The sequence below is a fragment of the Sphingobium lactosutens DS20 genome, assembly GCF_000445105.1.
GTDB lineage: Bacteria > Pseudomonadota > Alphaproteobacteria > Sphingomonadales > Sphingomonadaceae > Sphingobium > Sphingobium lactosutens.
In genome coordinates this window covers 1-14,769 of record NZ_ATDP01000081.1, presented here as the reverse complement: position 1 = coordinate 14,769, position 14,769 = coordinate 1, and the positions used below count along the sequence as shown (strand labels likewise).

The 14,769-nt window shown below is 61.1% G+C and carries 15 protein-coding genes; 6 read left to right on the top strand and 9 right to left on the bottom strand.

Annotated features, from left to right (window positions below):
* The first annotated feature begins 35 nt into the window (after positions 1-35).
* A complete protein-coding gene (locus RLDS_RS37905; protein WP_021225632.1) occupies positions 36-917 on the top strand; it encodes a LysR substrate-binding domain-containing protein in 882 nt (293 codons plus the stop codon).
* Positions 918-1,001: 84 nt separating this feature from the next.
* Here the strand turns inward: RLDS_RS37905 and RLDS_RS37900 are convergent, their stop codons facing one another.
* Both RLDS_RS37900 and RLDS_RS55910 read right to left on the bottom strand, forming a co-directional pair.
* Positions 1,002-1,541, bottom strand: a complete 540-nt coding sequence (locus tag RLDS_RS37900; protein ID WP_021225631.1) for a hypothetical protein — start codon at positions 1,539-1,541, stop codon at positions 1,002-1,004.
* Entirely contained in the window at positions 1,538-1,792 is a 255-nt protein-coding gene (locus RLDS_RS55910; protein ID WP_152528028.1) for a hypothetical protein, read from the bottom strand. The genes RLDS_RS37900 and RLDS_RS55910 overlap by 4 nt, the downstream gene beginning before the upstream one ends.
* 210 nt (positions 1,793-2,002) lie before the next feature.
* On the opposite strand from RLDS_RS55910, the gene RLDS_RS37895 reads away from it, so the two are divergent.
* Positions 2,003-2,791 (top strand): glucose 1-dehydrogenase, encoded by a 789-nt coding sequence (locus RLDS_RS37895; protein ID WP_021225630.1) that lies wholly within the window; start codon positions 2,003-2,005, stop codon positions 2,789-2,791.
* A gap of 392 nt (positions 2,792-3,183) precedes the next feature.
* On the opposite strand, the gene pyrF is transcribed toward RLDS_RS37895, so the two are convergent.
* The 3 genes from pyrF to RLDS_RS37880 form a co-directional block, all read right to left on the bottom strand.
* Positions 3,184-4,182, bottom strand: coding sequence for an orotidine-5'-phosphate decarboxylase (pyrF, locus tag RLDS_RS37890; RefSeq protein ID WP_201767466.1), 999 nt, complete (start codon positions 4,180-4,182; stop codon positions 3,184-3,186).
* Complete coding sequence (locus tag RLDS_RS37885; RefSeq protein ID WP_021225628.1) at positions 4,163-4,384, bottom strand: hypothetical protein; 222 nt, start codon at positions 4,382-4,384, stop codon at positions 4,163-4,165. Before RLDS_RS37885 ends, pyrF begins: the two co-directional genes overlap by 20 nt.
* A 77-nt stretch (positions 4,385-4,461) precedes the next feature.
* The gene (locus RLDS_RS37880; RefSeq protein ID WP_021225627.1) at positions 4,462-4,908 is read right to left on the bottom strand and encodes a MarR family winged helix-turn-helix transcriptional regulator; all 447 of its coding nucleotides are present in this window, start codon (positions 4,906-4,908) and stop codon (positions 4,462-4,464) included.
* Positions 4,909-5,117: 209 nt separating this feature from the next.
* Here RLDS_RS37880 and RLDS_RS37875 point away from each other — a divergent pair, with 209 nt between their 5' ends.
* The 4 genes from RLDS_RS37875 to RLDS_RS37860 all read left to right on the top strand — a co-directional run bounded on the left by RLDS_RS37875 (position 5,118) and on the right by RLDS_RS37860 (position 10,092).
* A complete protein-coding gene (locus tag RLDS_RS37875) occupies positions 5,118-5,552 on the top strand; it encodes a nuclear transport factor 2 family protein (RefSeq protein WP_161626720.1) in 435 nt (144 codons plus the stop codon).
* 267 nt (positions 5,553-5,819) lie between these two features.
* Positions 5,820-7,031, top strand: a complete 1,212-nt coding sequence (locus tag RLDS_RS37870; protein ID WP_021225625.1) for an HlyD family secretion protein — start codon at positions 5,820-5,822, stop codon at positions 7,029-7,031.
* Complete coding sequence (locus tag RLDS_RS37865) at positions 7,028-8,587, top strand: DHA2 family efflux MFS transporter permease subunit (protein WP_021225624.1); 1,560 nt, start codon at positions 7,028-7,030, stop codon at positions 8,585-8,587. The genes RLDS_RS37870 and RLDS_RS37865 overlap by 4 nt, the downstream gene beginning before the upstream one ends.
* 8 nt (positions 8,588-8,595) lie before the next feature.
* A complete protein-coding gene (locus tag RLDS_RS37860; protein WP_021225623.1) occupies positions 8,596-10,092 on the top strand; it encodes an efflux transporter outer membrane subunit in 1,497 nt (498 codons plus the stop codon).
* A 776-nt stretch (positions 10,093-10,868) separates the two neighbouring features.
* Here RLDS_RS37860 and RLDS_RS37855 read toward each other — a convergent pair.
* From RLDS_RS37855 to istA, 4 genes are all read right to left on the bottom strand, one after another.
* Complete coding sequence (locus RLDS_RS37855; protein ID WP_021225622.1) at positions 10,869-11,531, bottom strand: OmpW/AlkL family protein; 663 nt, start codon at positions 11,529-11,531, stop codon at positions 10,869-10,871.
* A 66-nt stretch (positions 11,532-11,597) separates the two neighbouring features.
* Positions 11,598-12,143 (bottom strand): styrene-oxide isomerase StyC, encoded by a 546-nt coding sequence (styC, locus tag RLDS_RS37850; protein WP_021225621.1) that lies wholly within the window; start codon positions 12,141-12,143, stop codon positions 11,598-11,600.
* 248 nt (positions 12,144-12,391) lie between these two features.
* Positions 12,392-13,159, bottom strand: coding sequence for an IS21-like element ISSsp5 family helper ATPase IstB (istB, locus tag RLDS_RS37845; RefSeq protein WP_007686288.1), 768 nt, complete (start codon positions 13,157-13,159; stop codon positions 12,392-12,394).
* Positions 13,156-14,649 carry an IS21 family transposase gene (istA, locus tag RLDS_RS37840; protein WP_011950768.1) on the bottom strand — a complete coding sequence of 498 codons (1,494 nt, stop codon included), beginning with the start codon at positions 14,647-14,649 and terminating at the stop codon, positions 13,156-13,158. Before istA ends, istB begins: the two co-directional genes overlap by 4 nt.
* Between the last annotated feature and the right edge of the window lie 120 nt (positions 14,650-14,769).

Here is a 14,769-nt window from a genome sequence, read left to right as displayed (position 1 = left end):
TTGATAGCGCTACTAGCCATGCTCAGGAGGCATGGATGGAGCTTCGTCATATCCGGTATTTTGTGGCCGTTGCGGACGCAGGGAGCGTGAGCGGGGCGGCGCGGTCCCTGCTTCACACATCGCAGCCTTCGCTCAGCCGACAGCTTCTCGAACTGGAGGATGAGCTTGGTATCCGGCTCTTCGATCGACGATCGCGTGGCATCGTCCTGACCGATGCTGGCCAGGTCTTTCTTGAACATGGCCGCCGCATTCTCAAACAGGTCGAGGACGCAGCGGCGGCAGCTAAAAATACGCCCGCCATCCTTCGCCTCGGTGTGCTTCCTGGGCTTGAACTATCCATATTGCCCCGGCTGATGGAACTGGCACACGGCTACTCTGCTGATGCCGATATTCGGGTCATGAGCGCGTCGTCTCCACGCATCATAGATGAACTGCGCACGGGCAATCTTGATATGGCGTTCATGCGTCAGGATGAAGATGCGGCCGATATTCATTTCGAGATTGCCGGTCACCATCACGTCATGGTCTTCCTCCGGGAGGACCACCCTCTCGCTGCAAAAGCGCAATTGGACTACGCCGACCTGATCGACGAAATATATGTCTCTGTTGGCCGACGGTCGGCACCGGCTTTACGGTCAGCCATTGATGCATGGGCTCAGCAGAAGGATCTGTCTCTTGTCGCGGTTCATGCTGCGGCCAATATTGCATCCGCCCTGTCACTCATCCTCTCGGTGGGCGGCTTCTCACTCCTGCCGGAATATGCAGCGCGCCTGCTGCTCAACGGCGTGGTGACACGTCCCCTTGTCGGAGGCCCCACTCCTATTCCTCTCATGATCGGACACAGGCCCAAAAATCCATACAGATCAAAAGATCTTATGGAGGCTGTGAGAACTGGGTGGAGCGCCAATTTCGTCTGATGGCTATCAAGAGAGCCGCAGACAGTCACCTCGCTGTCCATAGTGGCGGATGGCGCAATTGATCAACGCCTTAGACAGAATGCGCTATTCCGCAGGCGGCAGGATTGAAAGGACACAGGCGCGGCACCCATCAGTTAGAACAGCGTGCAGCCTATGATGCATATCTGCGCGCGCTTCGGACGAAAGAGGATAAGAAATATCAGTCGTGTAGCTTATGAATAGCTTGGTCGTGCGCACCGTTAGCGGAGGCTGGAGATATCCGATTGTGTCCCATTCGACATGAATGTTCCGGATCGTGCGTAACGCATCTCGGAATCGGGCCCGATATACCTCCTCCATTTTCCGCCCAGCAAATTCCACGCCCTGCTCGCGAAGGCCACGGCGCAGGAGGTTAGCAAATCGCCTTTCCGCACGATGGCGATCGAACCACCATGTCGGCGCATTGAGCAGGCCGATCTCGATGCTCCAGAGAATGAAGAGCGCGCATTCTGAATCCAGGCGGTCGTTAGCATGAGCATCGTAGGTCCGATAGGTCGTCAATATCGCCTGCTTCAACTCCTCAAAGCGACTGCCGAAGGCACATTCCGCGCGCTTGCAGGCATCAAGCAAGGGAAACCAGTTCATTTGCCAGCGTCGGTTGAAGTCGGCGCCGGATGTGCGCTCAGCACATAGTGACCGCGCCGCGACCAGAAACCCACACCAGCCGTAAACCAGCCACTTGGTTCAAGGAGCACGAGCATCCCAGGGCGTCCTAAAGCTTCCGCGATGGCCATCGATGCGACCTTCCTGGCATGCCCCTCGTCCGAGGCCTCAAGAGACATGATAACCGGCACTTCATCCGGAGCCGTGGAAAATGTGAGATCGAACGGCGGCACGCCTGCAACTCCAATTCATGCCATAAATCATCATGTGTTGATTTAACCTTGAGATGCTGGCAGGTCAATGCCGCAGGGTGGGAAACGTGGAGCGACATCGATCGAACGGAGCCGGTTTCACATGACCCGTATGCTTGCGGCGAAACAAATCCTCTCGTCTCAAGGCACTGTATCGGTTGACGGCGGACTCTCATCGAAAGGACGAAGATTATGAGACTCTTTGACGGTAAAGCAGGTTTTGTCACCGGCGCGGCGAGTGGCATAGGGCGTGCAACCGCCGTGGCTTATGCGCGCGAGGGAGCCAGGGTCGTCATCGCCGACATCGAAGCCTCGCGCGCGAACAGCGAGGAAACCGTGGCCATCATCAAGGCGGCGGGCGGAGAGGCCTTGTTTCTGCCCACCGACGTGTCGAAGGCCGATCAGGTCAAGCAACTCGTCGACACGGTCGTTTCAACCTACGGACGGCTTGATTTCGCTTTCAACAACGCCGGCATCCTTGCCACCGGCTTCACCGCCGACATCGAGGAAAGGGACTTCGACCGCATCATGGCGATCGACGTGAAAGGTGTCTGGCTGTGCATGAAATACGCTATTCTGCATATGAAAGCGCACGGCGGCGGCGTGATCGTCAACACCGCATCAGAAGCGGGGCTGGTCGGCACGCCGAATGCCGGGGCCTATGTCGCCGCCAAGCACGCCGTGGTCGGGCTGACCAAGACAGCCGCGGGCGAATACGCCAATATGAAGATCCGCATCAACGCCATCGCGCCTGGGGCGATAGCCACGCCGATGGTGCTCGACCTGCCCAAGGAAGCGCAGGACGTGCTGATGGATCCGCAGCCGCTGCATCGCTTTGGTACGCCGGAAGAAGTGGCTGAGGCGGTGATCTTCCTGTCCTCCGACAAGGCGGCGTTCATCATCGGGGCGACGCTGTCGATCGATGGCGGCGCCACATCCAACGCACAATCTTACAATTCAAAGCTCAGTCCTTCGACCTGAGACCAAAGACGAGGTTCCGGGCGCGGTATGTCTAGGTTGATAGCGCGAGGCGCCTCAACATTCACGCACTGGTCGACCATCTCTTCAAATTCGTGACCCACTGGAAAGTGGAGTCTGTGCGAGGCGATAGAGCGCCTGATCGGTGCACCGACAAATTGAACAATGGTATCTGATGACCGGCCGCACTCGCGACGGCGCACCCTTGGATTGAGGTGCATGACCGACTTCGATTGGGTGGCCAAACAAGTCTGTGATCGCCCGGCCTGCCAGATAGCAACGCAGTCGACGTCCCCGTTCTGTTCCTCGGGAAGCTTCGCCGGAGCGGGTGCAAGATACGGTGGCGGTTCGCGGTTGACGCCCCGTCGAGAGGCTGGCTACCTCGCCATCCAAACTTAGGAGAAAATTGCTCGCCGCAGGCCAAGATCGTCGCGAAAACCGTCAATCCTGTGACGGATCAACGCGAGAAAAGCGTCGAGCGGCATATCGGGATCATCAACCGCCCCGATACCGCGCGAAGCGGATATCAGTACGGGACCGGTTGGAGTTGAGAGGGCCGAGACCGTATCCGGGTCTCCTCCCTGCGCCCCGAGGCCTGGGGCCAGAAAAACTGAACGGGGCATTGCGAGACGCAATTGCTGCCCTTGCTTAGGATAGGTAGCGCCGACGACGGCTCCGACGGCGCCAATGCCATTATTACCCTGCGTCTCGCAGGCCCAGGCTGCGACAGTTTCGGCAACACGTTGAGATATGGATTTGCTATCGACAATCTGATCTTGCATCCAGCCCGATCCGGGATTTGATGTCTTGACCAGAACGAACAAACCCTTGCCGTGTTCACGCGCACGCGTGACGAACGGCTCGAGCGTTTCAGGTCCGAGAAAAGGATTGACCGTTAGGCAGTCTACTTCAAGATCCGAGCCATTTGGCGTAAGATAGGCGTGCGCATAAGCCTCCGCAGTCGAACCGATGTCACCTCGCTTTGCATCCAGGATGATAGCAAACCCTCGTTCGCGAGCGAGGGCGATACATCGCGCCAAGCTGGCTATGCCAACACTGCCAAATGCTTCGAAATGGGCTGACTGGAACTTCACGAACCCAATTTTTCCCGCCGCACCTTCAAGGAGCACGGTGGTGTAGCCTTCAAGGAATCGGTCTGGTTCGGACAGGAGCAGCTTGGGGACGCGATCCGCTGGCGGGTCGATCCCGAGCACCAGCGGCCCAACCTCTTCCACCTTTGATTTTACCCTGTCGCCCCAGTGCATTTTAGTCCCCAGTGATCTAAGCAAATCGGCATTTGCCATTTGATAGCGATGGCTGCAAACGAGCAATGTTAAAGCGGGTCGATCTGCCAATCTGACGAGCCCTATTTTGTCATTCTGCCATAAATCCATACCATGAATCTTTGGCCGCTCGCACAGACTCCACTTTCCAGTGGGTCACGAATTTGAAGAGATGGTCGACCAGTGCATCGATGCCGACGACATGATCGGTCAACCAGAGACCGTGATAGCCCATGTCTTCGAAGCGCGCGGCAGCGCGCACCGCTTCAAGGCCAGTCGCGCCCTGGTTGGGAACAACAATATCGACGCGCATGGGCTTCTCCAAATGTCGATCGATCCAGCCAGCGGGAGTGCCTCCCTCGCGAACCGGCTTTGCAGGGAACCGTTTCCTCAGTTCGCTTCGATCCGTTCGGCCTCTGTCAGGGCCTTGGACAAGAGTTCGAGCGCTTGTGTGAAGTCGCTCATCCGCTCCTGATCGAGCGCGCCGAAAACCTGCTCCAGCAGCGCGAGTCGCATCGGTTCGGTGGTCTGCATGGCATCGCGTCCGGCATGGGTGATCGTGACCAGCTTCACCCTGCGATCCGCCGGATCGGGCCGGCGCCGAACCAGTCCGTCGCGCTCAAGCAGGTCGAGCGCCTGCGTCACAGTGCGAGGTGCGAGGCCGTAATATTCGGCAATGTCGGTCGCACAGGCGTCCTCTTCGGCCTTTTCCAGAAAGCACAGCAACTTGGTTTGAGCCAACGAAGCGCCCTGTTTCGCCATGCGGTTATCGAGGAAACGGTGAAGCCTCCGCCCGACCTCTCCAAATTCGGTAGCAACCGTATCAACGGACTTCATTACCGCGTAACCTCATTTTATGGGGTTGCGCCAATTCCCGCGACGGCATAAATAGCGCGTAGCCTCAATAAGCGGGATAGCGCTATTTCTCAAGCGCCTGTTTGCGAAGTTTACGCACCGCAGGAAGGCGCAGTCGCATTCAGGAGCAGATGATGAGCACAGTCCAGACCGCCTCTGCCGCGTATTTGCCGACTCAGGAGGAGTTGGATGTGACGCAGCGTAATCGCGATCATGTTCGTTGGATTTATGAATGCGTTAACAACGGGGACTTCGCTGGCCTCGCGGCGACGCGCCGACCCGACTATCGCTTGATGCAAGCGCCGGGTCATCCTGCCGCCGGCACCTGGATCGGCGAAGAAGCGACTGCGGTTGGAGGGCGGGGTTTCGCCGCGCTTGGGACCAGCAGCATCACTGTGCATGAAATCGTCGCTGACGGACCGCATCGCGTGATCGGTCTGATCGACCTCCACGGCACCGACGGCGACGGCAATCCGTGGACGATGCCGGTCGCGGAGTGCTGGTGGTTCGAGGATGGGTTGATGGCGGAGGTCCGCCCCTTCTATTGGAACATGATCGAGGTGCAGCGCATCGTGGGCAGCCGCAGCGACGCGGGGAGTCCGCCTGCCCTACACGGGCCCAATTGAGCTGCGAGATTCGCGAGCGACCATGCGGCTTGACGCCAATGACCGCGAGAGAGTTCCAGGCAGGGCTTGTCCTGTAAAGTCGATCCGTGGATCGGACGCTCCAGCGTCGGCCCGTTCGCCTACTCGAAGCCCATAATCGCTGCGTTGGTGCGTCGCATCGGCCTCTCCCACCGGCTTCGCGTCCAAATAGAGCGCTACCTCAATACGCGTATTCGCGGGTTTTTGCGAACGGCTCTCCTTTCGCGTCAGCTTCTAGGACTTGATTAGATGGCAGATAATGAAAGCGGGGCCGACGCTCCGGGATCAGCCCAAGAGGACGGCTCCCCGAAAGATCGCGAGGGGCACGAAACCGACACATCGAGCAAGATGTCCGCGCTCAAAAAACCTTGGCTGAGAATCGCTCTGGGCGTGACGGTGGTGCTTGCCCTGATCGGCGGTGCGGCTTGGATCATCGAATATCTGACCGTCGGCCGCTACCAGCAGGACACCGATAACGCCTATATTCAGGCGGACGTCGTGACCGTCTCACCAAGGGTGGCGGGCTACGTCGAAAAGGTCTTCGTGACCGACAACCAACAGGTCAAGGCGGGACAACCGCTCCTCCAGATTGCCGCGCGCGACTACAGCGCCCAGGCCGAACAAATCAGCGCCCAAATCGATGTTTCGCTGGCTAATATCGACGCCGCCAATGCGCAAATTGGAGAGCAGCAGGCGGCCATCGATCGCGCCCGAAGCGACCTTGCAGCAGCGCAGAGCAGCGCAGCCTTCGCACAGGGCGAGGTCTCACGGTACGCGCCTCTTGCAGCGACCGGTGCGGAAAGCCGCGAGCGCCTGACCGAGTTGCAGGATCGGGGCCGACAGGCCCGGGATCAGGTGTCGGGCGCTCGCGCGGCACTGTCGAGCGCCGAGCGACGGATCGCGACGCTCCAGGCCCAGGTGAAGCAGGCGCAATCGCAAGGCAAAGCGTCGCGCGCGCAGCTCGCCGCTGCCAACGTCAATGTCCAGGCGACGTTGGTTCGGGCGAGCGTGGATGGGCGCGTCGGTGACAAGACCGTCCGTGTCGGCCAGTTCGTGCAGCCGGGGACGCGGATGATGTCGGTCGTGCCGCAGCAGAACGCCTACATCGTCGCCAACTTCAAGGAGACGCAGGTGGGCCTGATGCGTGCCGGTCAACCTGTCACCTTCGAAGTCGATGCACTTCCCGGCGTCGAGATCCACGGGCGAGTCGACAGCATCGCTCCCGGCACCGGCGCCCAGTTCTCGATCCTGCCGCCGCTCAATGCGACCGGCAATTTCACCAAGATCGTGCAGCGGATCCCCGTGCGGCTCGCCATCGACGCGAGCCCGGAGGTCCGGGGCCTGCTCGTGCCCGGCATGTCCGTCGAAGCCAGCGTCGATACCCGCTCGGGCAAGAGCGTGTTTGACCGCGCGCGGCGCGATCAGGCGCGCCACGCCGAGCGGTCGGGCGCAAGGGAATGAACGCGAGCGTCGCGGTCGGCGCGGCCGCGCCACCCCAGCGCGCCGATGCCGCCGCATGGATGGCGGCGATCGCAGGCAATATCGGCGCCCTTATGGCCTCGCTCGATATTTCCATCATCAATTCGGCTTTGCCGACCATCCAGGGCGAGATAGGCGCAAGCGGGACCGAGGGAACGCGGATCGCCAGCGCGTTCATCATCGCGGAGATCGTCATCATTCCGCTGACGGGTTGGCTGGTGCGGATGCTTGGGCTTCGCACCTTGCTGCTCGTTGCGGTGACAGGCTTTACAGCCTTCTCCGTGATGTGCGGTATGGCGACCACCCTCAACATGATGGTCGTCGGCCGCGTTGGCCAAGGGCTGTTCGGTGGGACTCTGATCCCGACCGCGATGATGATCATCGCTACGCGGCTGCCGCCGCCCCAGCAGCCCGCCGGCATGGCGCTGTTCTCTGTGACGGCCGTTTTCGGCCCACTGGTGGGGCCGCTTCTGGGTGGATGGCTGACCGAAAATTATAGCTGGCACTACGCCTTCTTCATCAATGTCCCGATCGGCATCATTCTCGTTATCTTGCTGTTCGCGAGCATACCGCATCAGAAGCTTCGGCTCGGCGAACTGCGCCAGGCCGACTGGCTTGGAATCATTGGCATGGCGGTGGGCCTGGGCTGTATGACGGCCGTGCTCGAAGAGGGACAGCGTGAGCAGTGGTTCGAGTCGGGCACCATCGTCCGGCTCACGATGTTCTCGATCTTCGGCTATGCCCTGCTGGTCGCAGGCCAGTTCATCGCCACCAAGCCCGTCATAAGGCTGAGCCTGCTGTTCAATCGCCAGTTCGGCAGCGTCATCGTCATGACCTTCGTGGTTGGCACCGTCATCTACGGCCCGGCCTATGTCATCCCGCAATTCCTATCGAACATTGCCGGCTATAATGCGCTGCAATCAGGCTATGTCGTGTTGATCGCCGGCATCCCTTCGCTGCTGTTCATGCCGCTCGTTCCGTGGGTCATGAAGACTGTCGATATGCGAATCGGCGTCGCGGCAGGTCTTGGCTTCCTGGCAGTGGGTTGCTGGATGGACACCGGCCTTACGGCGGACAGCGTCGGCAGCGATTTTACCGTCGGGCAGGTGGTGCGCGGCTTCGGCACGCTCCTCGCCTTTGTGTTCCTCAACCAGGCCGCCATCTCGTCGGTGGCGCCCGAGGACGCGGGGGATGCGTCGGGACTGGCGACCGCAATGCGCAACATCGGCGGCTCGGTGGCGCTCGCCGCGATCGCGGTCCTGCAGGACCAGCGCGACTGGCTGCACAATCGACGGCTCGAGGAATTCTTGAACGCCAACTCGATCGCGGTTCAGGATTATCTGGCCGGTATGAGCAGGACGCTGGGCGACCCGTCCGCTGCGCTGCGCATTTTTGACCAGGCCATTCAGCGTGAGGCGCTGGTGATGACGTACAGCGACCTGTTCTGGCTGCTGGCCGTCGGCATTGCAGCGGTCATCCCGCTCGTCCTTTTTCTGCGACCCTTGCCCAAGGGCATGTCGGCCGCCGCGGCTCATTGAGGCTGGTCATGCGTATTCCCATTTCCCTTGTCATCACCGGCGCGCTGAGCGCCTGCACGCTCGGCCCGGACTATTCCGGTCCTCCAACGGTCGGCTCAAGCGGCAGCACGCCGCGCAGTTTTGCGAGAAGCACTCCGGCGATTGCCGAAGTGTCGCCGATGCTGGATCACTGGTGGACGTCGCTCGGCGACCCGACGCTCGACGAACTGGAGCGGCGCGCGATCGCCTCGAATCCGACGATCGCGATCGCGCAGGCGCGGCTGCGCACGGCGCGGGGAGCCGTGCGGCTCGAGCGCGCCAACAGCCTGCCGAGCGCTGGTCCGAGCGCGACCTACATCCGGGCCGAGTTGCCTAGTGGGACGCTGGGCAGCAGCGACGACGGTGGCGGGCAAAGAGACAGCCTGAACATCTATAATCTCGGTTTCGACGCGAGTTGGGAGATCGATCTTTTCGGCGGGCAACGCCGCACGATCGAGGCGGCGCGTGCCGGGGTCGGTGCGGCCCAAGCCAATGTGGCCGATGCGCAGGTCAGCCTGACGGCCGAGGTGGCGCGCGCCTACGTCTACTTCCGCAACAGTGAACAACAGATCGTCCTGGCCCGCGATGCCGCCGCCGTTCAACGGCAGATGCTCGCACTGATCGAACAGCGATACCGGCGGGGCGCGTCATCCGATCTCGATGTCGAGCGCCAGCGCAAGGAGGCCGAGACGGCCGAAGCGCAAATCTTGCCGCTCGCCGCGGATCGCGATGCCTATCGCAATGCGCTTGCCGTGTTGACGGGCGCCGAGCCTGGCGCCGTCGATGCTTCGCTATCCGCGCCGGGTCGGGTGCCGCTACCGCCCGCGAAGGTGGCGATCGGCGATCCGACTGCGCTGCTCCAGCGCAGGCCCGATATCCGCGCGGCCGAGCGCCAGCTCGCCGCGACGACCGCCCGCATCGGTGTGGCTGAGGCAGCGCGCTTTCCGCGCATCTCCTTCCAGGGCCTCATCGGACTGGGCGGCAGCAATCCATCCGATGTTGCGGACCTCGACAATCTGATCGCACTGGCGGCGCCCTCGCTGAGCTGGAATGTGCTCGATTTTGGACGCGGAGCGGCTCGTGTCGAGCAGGCGAAAGGTTTCCGCGACGAAGCCGATGCCGCGTATCGCCAGACAGTCTTGGCCGCCTTACGCGACGCGGAAGACGCGCTTGGTCGCTTTGGCAATGGACGTCAAAATCTGTCGATCCTGGCCCGCGCCAGAACGGCGGCCGATCGCGCCGCGTCGATGATGCGGCAACGCTATGACGCGGGCACGGTCAGGCTGATTGATGTGCTGGACACCGAACGACAGCGCGTCGCGGCCGAACAAAGCCTGGCCACGGCAACAGCGGACTTTACCGGCGACTATGTGGCTCTTCAGAAGGCATTGGGGTTGGGTTGGCAAGCTGCCGGGCCAAGCGGATTACAGTTCGTTCCTATATTTAAACCAAGCCCATCGGCTGACGAGGCTCGTCCGAATCGCTGATGCTCGCGCCGACGGCATCGATCGCGAACATCGTAAGAGCCTTCCCCCGCCGTCCGTCTCCAGCGAAAACTCCGGTTACGTCGTGGGCATACCGACTTCAGTCGCTCACCGAAGGGGAACAACAGCACGTTGACGAAACCCAGCGATCCTATCAGGGCCACCGACGATGACAAGCGTCAGGACCGGATATTGAAACATTCCGCACCGCGCATGTGGTCCGCAGCCTGTTGATCGAGGCCGAGGTAACGACAAGGCGCCGACTGTTCCGGTTCATCGGGATCGAGGCGCATCGCGAAGCGGTCGGCACCGTCAGCAGCGACTGTTCGCGGAGGAAGGCGAAGGCTATGCCGACAGTCCCGAACTTGTGCAGCGGTCTGCCAACGAGAAGCCGGACCGGCTCAGAGCGTCGTATCGCAGAAGGTGAGTCTTTCGCTGCAGGCGAAAGAGTCAGACCTGTCCAAGACGACTAGTTGGTGCGATGATGCAAGCTCCGCCTATTGTGGCCGCAACCTGTTTACTCTTCCTGAGTGAGCGCGGCGACCCCGCATTCGGTGCAGAAGAGATGTACCGTTGTGGATTGCCAGCCTATCTGAACTTTCCGGAAGCCTTCAGGCGGGACGAACGAGACATGATCCTCGTCATCATTCGCAGCGCGATGAGTGCTCGTGGCCAACGAAGCTCGTTTGCGACATTTGGGACATGTGATCGACGTCATTCCATGCTGCCTCGGGCTATATTTATGGAGGGACCTGGTTTTTCAGCCCGAGGCGAAGCAATCAGAAGTGAAAGCTGATACCACCGGTCACGATCAGGGGATTGATCTTGATCTTGGCATCGGCAGGCACACCGCCGACATTGCCACGGGCCGTCGTATCGAGGATGATCTTCTTGGCGTCGACGAACAGACCAAAGCGGTCATTGATCATGGTTTCCGCACCTGCCTGGAAGGTCACGCCAACAGGGCTCTTGACGCGCAGGTTCTGGACCGCCCCGTCCTTTTCGCTAAGGATGATCGTATAGTTCACGCCAGACCCGATATAGGGGATGAAGCGCGGACCGAAATTCGTGAAGTGATACTGAATGGCTGCCACCGCGGGTCCGTAGGTGATCTTGCCGAGTTTGACGCCGGCAAGCGGACCGGTACCGACCAAAGTGGCTGTCGGTGGGGCGCCGACTGTAAGGGAAATCGAGACATTGGGATTGAAATAATAGCCCGCCTCGATCTCGCCGGTGAAGTTGTTCTTGGCAGTCACGCTTGCGCCAGGCACGGTTTGGCCACCAAGCCGGATCTTCGCGCCCTCATCATAGATGACCCCGGCCGGTCCGGCGCGAACGAACCAATGTTTGAACGCGGGCGCATCGCCGTCGGCGGCGAGGGCCGGATTCGCCAGCAAGAAGCTTGCGGCGATACCTCCGAAAATGATCAGTTCCTTCTTCATACATCCTCCCTATGGCGCACGGATTACGGGCGCTCTTGTTGATTGACGTCGGGTTCGTGGGTCAGTTCAGCGGCGCGCGTCCCGCAACGCCTGTATCCCGATCGCGAACAGTGCGATCATGACGAGAACACCGAACAGATAGGCCGGCGCCAGCGCCAGGAAACTGAAGATGTTCGCCTCGCCAAAGCGGTTCGCCGTAAAGTTGAGCCCGCGATTGGGTGCGAAGTTGCCAAAGAAGTAGAAGCCGGTGTTCGACCAGCCGTCGAGCACGACGATGAGGCCCCAGATCCGCGCCCATTTAGGCGTGAAGGAAAGCAGGGGAAGGCAGAAGGCGACGGTGATCACCATGAGACCGTTCAGCACCGGTCCAGTATGCGCGCGCGCCCACCCTTCAGCGGTGCCGGGAAGCTGGAAATCCCAATGAAAGCCGGGGAAGATCGGAATGAAGCCGCCGATGAGATACATCCAGAGGCCGAGGCCGCCGACCAGCGCGGCGAAGATCATCAATACGCCATTGCCGATCATCATCTTGCGAAGCGCCGCGCGCTCGCGCTCTAAGTCGGGCGCAGCGTCCACCCCACCAACCGGGGGCTGTGCCGCCAGAGTTGCCATAACATCTCTCCTATTTATCGTTATGCGATTGGATCAGGCCGCGTTCGCCATCGGCAGAACGTGGAACTTGCCGCCGTGAAAAATGAGCGGTGGATTCTCGTCGAAATAGGCACTTTCGATGATACTGTCAACGGCGGAGCAAAAGTCGGCCATTCGGCGGCGTAAAACCAGGCCATCGTGTTACATGCCGGGGGGAGTGGCGTGAGGGCGTAGCCCGAGGGCCACTCCCCCCGGCATTGGTGTAATTTTCAGGGTCTGGTTTTGGCCTTGCGGGCCCGGCTGTGCGCGAGGCGATAGCTTTCGCCGTTCATCTCGAGGATGCTGACGTGATGGGTCAGGCGATCGAGGAGCGCGCCTGTGAGACGCTCAGATCCGAAGGTTTCGGTCCATTCGTCGAAGGGCAGGTTGCTGGTGATGAAGGTGGAGCCGCGTTCGTAACGCTGGGAGATCAGCTCGAACAACAGTTCGGCGCCGGTCTTGGAGAGCGGCACAAAGCCCAGTTCGTCGATGATGAGCAGCTTGTATCCGGCCATCTGCTTCTGGAAGCGCAGAAGACGGCGCTCGTCGCGGGCCTCCATCATTTCGCTGACCAGCGCTGCCGCGGTGGTGAAGCCCACCGACAGTCCTTTCTGGCATGCTGCCAGTCCGAGCCCCAACGCTACGTGCGTCTTTCCGGTGCCTGATGGCCCCAGAGCGATGGCGTTCTCACGCCGCTCGATCCACTCGCAGCGCGCCATCTCGAGCACCTGCATCTTGTTGAGCCTGGGGATGGCGGCGAAGTCGAAGCTGTCGAGGCTTTTGACGGCGGGGAAGCGCGCGGCCTTGATGCGCCGCTCGACCATGCGACGCTCCCTGTCGATCATTTCCATCTCGACGAGGCGGGCGAGGAAGCGGATATGATCGACGCCTTCAGCGGCACATTGCCGCGCGAGCTTGTGATGCTCACGCAGGCACGTAGGCAGCTTGAGCGCCTTGAGATGGTGAGCGAGAAGGATCTCCGGGGCCTGATCGCTCATGCGGCCTCCTGCCGGTCGGAGAGCAGGCTCAGATAGGCTCTGGCAAAGGTCTTCTCGACCGTGGTGCGTGGCAGGAAGGGATAGACGTCCAGGTCCAGCCTGGGCGGTACGCGTTCGATCCGGCACAGGACGAGGTGCTTGACGGCATCGAAGCCGATGGCGCCAAGATCGATGGCCTGTTCGACCGCCGCCTGGAGATCGGCGAGGGTGAACGTTTCCAGCAGGCGCAGTACCTGCACATATTCGCGCCTGCCATGTTTGTGCATGCGCCCTTCCATCAACCGCTGCAGTGTCGTGAACGCTTCGGGCAGGTCCCAGCCCTGCAAAGGCGCAGCCTGGTCGAATGCGTTGATCTTCTGCTCGATCAGCGGGAGATAATGGAGCGGGTCGAAGACAACCTCCTCGCGGGCATAGCAACGAGGATGACGGGCGATGACTTCGCTGCGGCAGCCGATCACCACCTCATCGACATAGGCCCTGATCCAGACCTCCTGATGGCCCCAGGCCACCGGAACCGAATAATCGTTGGTCCTGTAGCGCACCAGGGATTGCGAGGAGACCCTCCCGCCTTTCTGATCGCAGGCCTCGAAGGGTGTAGCGGGCAGAGGCTGCATGGCCGCGAGATCGCGCTGCAGCCGCTCACCGATCGTCTCGCTCTGCCCGCGCACCTTGTCCTGCTGGCGCTTGCGGCATTGCTCCTCCAGCCACAGGTTGAACGCCTCCCAGGTCGGGAACTTCGGGATCGGCACCATGAAGTTGCGCCGGCAATAGCCTACCAGCCCCTCCACATTGCCTTTCTCGTTCCCCTTGCCCGGGCGAGCATAGCGGTCGCGGATCACGTAATGTGACAGGAAAGCGCTGAACAGCGTGGCACGCTGCCGCGTGCCGTCGGGCAGGATCTTCGTCACAAGGCAGCGATCGTTGTCATAGACGATCGAGCGCGGTACCGCGCCGAAAAACGCGAAGGCATGCACGTGTCCGTCCACCCAGGCCTCCGCCACCGCCGCCGGATAGGCCCGCACATAGCAGGCATCACTGTGCGGCAGATCGAGCGCGAAGAAGTAGGCCTTCTGCTCCACCCCGCCGATCTCCACCAGCGCTTCCCCGAAATCGGCCTGCGCATCTCCCGCAGGGTGCGCCAGCGGCACGAACATCTCCCGGCTGCGCTGTTCGCGCTCCCGGATGTAATCCTTGATGATCGTATAGCCGCCGGTGAAACCATGCTCGGTGCGCAAACGGTCGAATACCCGCTTCGCCGTATGGCGTTGCTTGCGCGGGACACTGCGGTCACCCTCAAGCCATCCATCAATGATCGCCACAAACCCGTCCAGCTTCGGGCGCTGCGGTACGGACTGGCGCCGGTAACCCGGCGGCGATGAAAACGACAGCATCTTGCGTACCGTTTCGCGCGACACATTGAAACGCTTCGCCGCCGCCCGTTGGCTCATGCCATCCGCGCAAGCCAGACGGACCTGAAGATAAAGTTCCACGCTGTAGATCCCCACACCTCCCTGACTCGGCAGAAAGGCTTCAAGGTGGACGACTTTTACGCCGCCCGCAGCAGGACTATCCCGCCGCTACCGTGGTCGAATATTGCTCCGCCGTTCTCA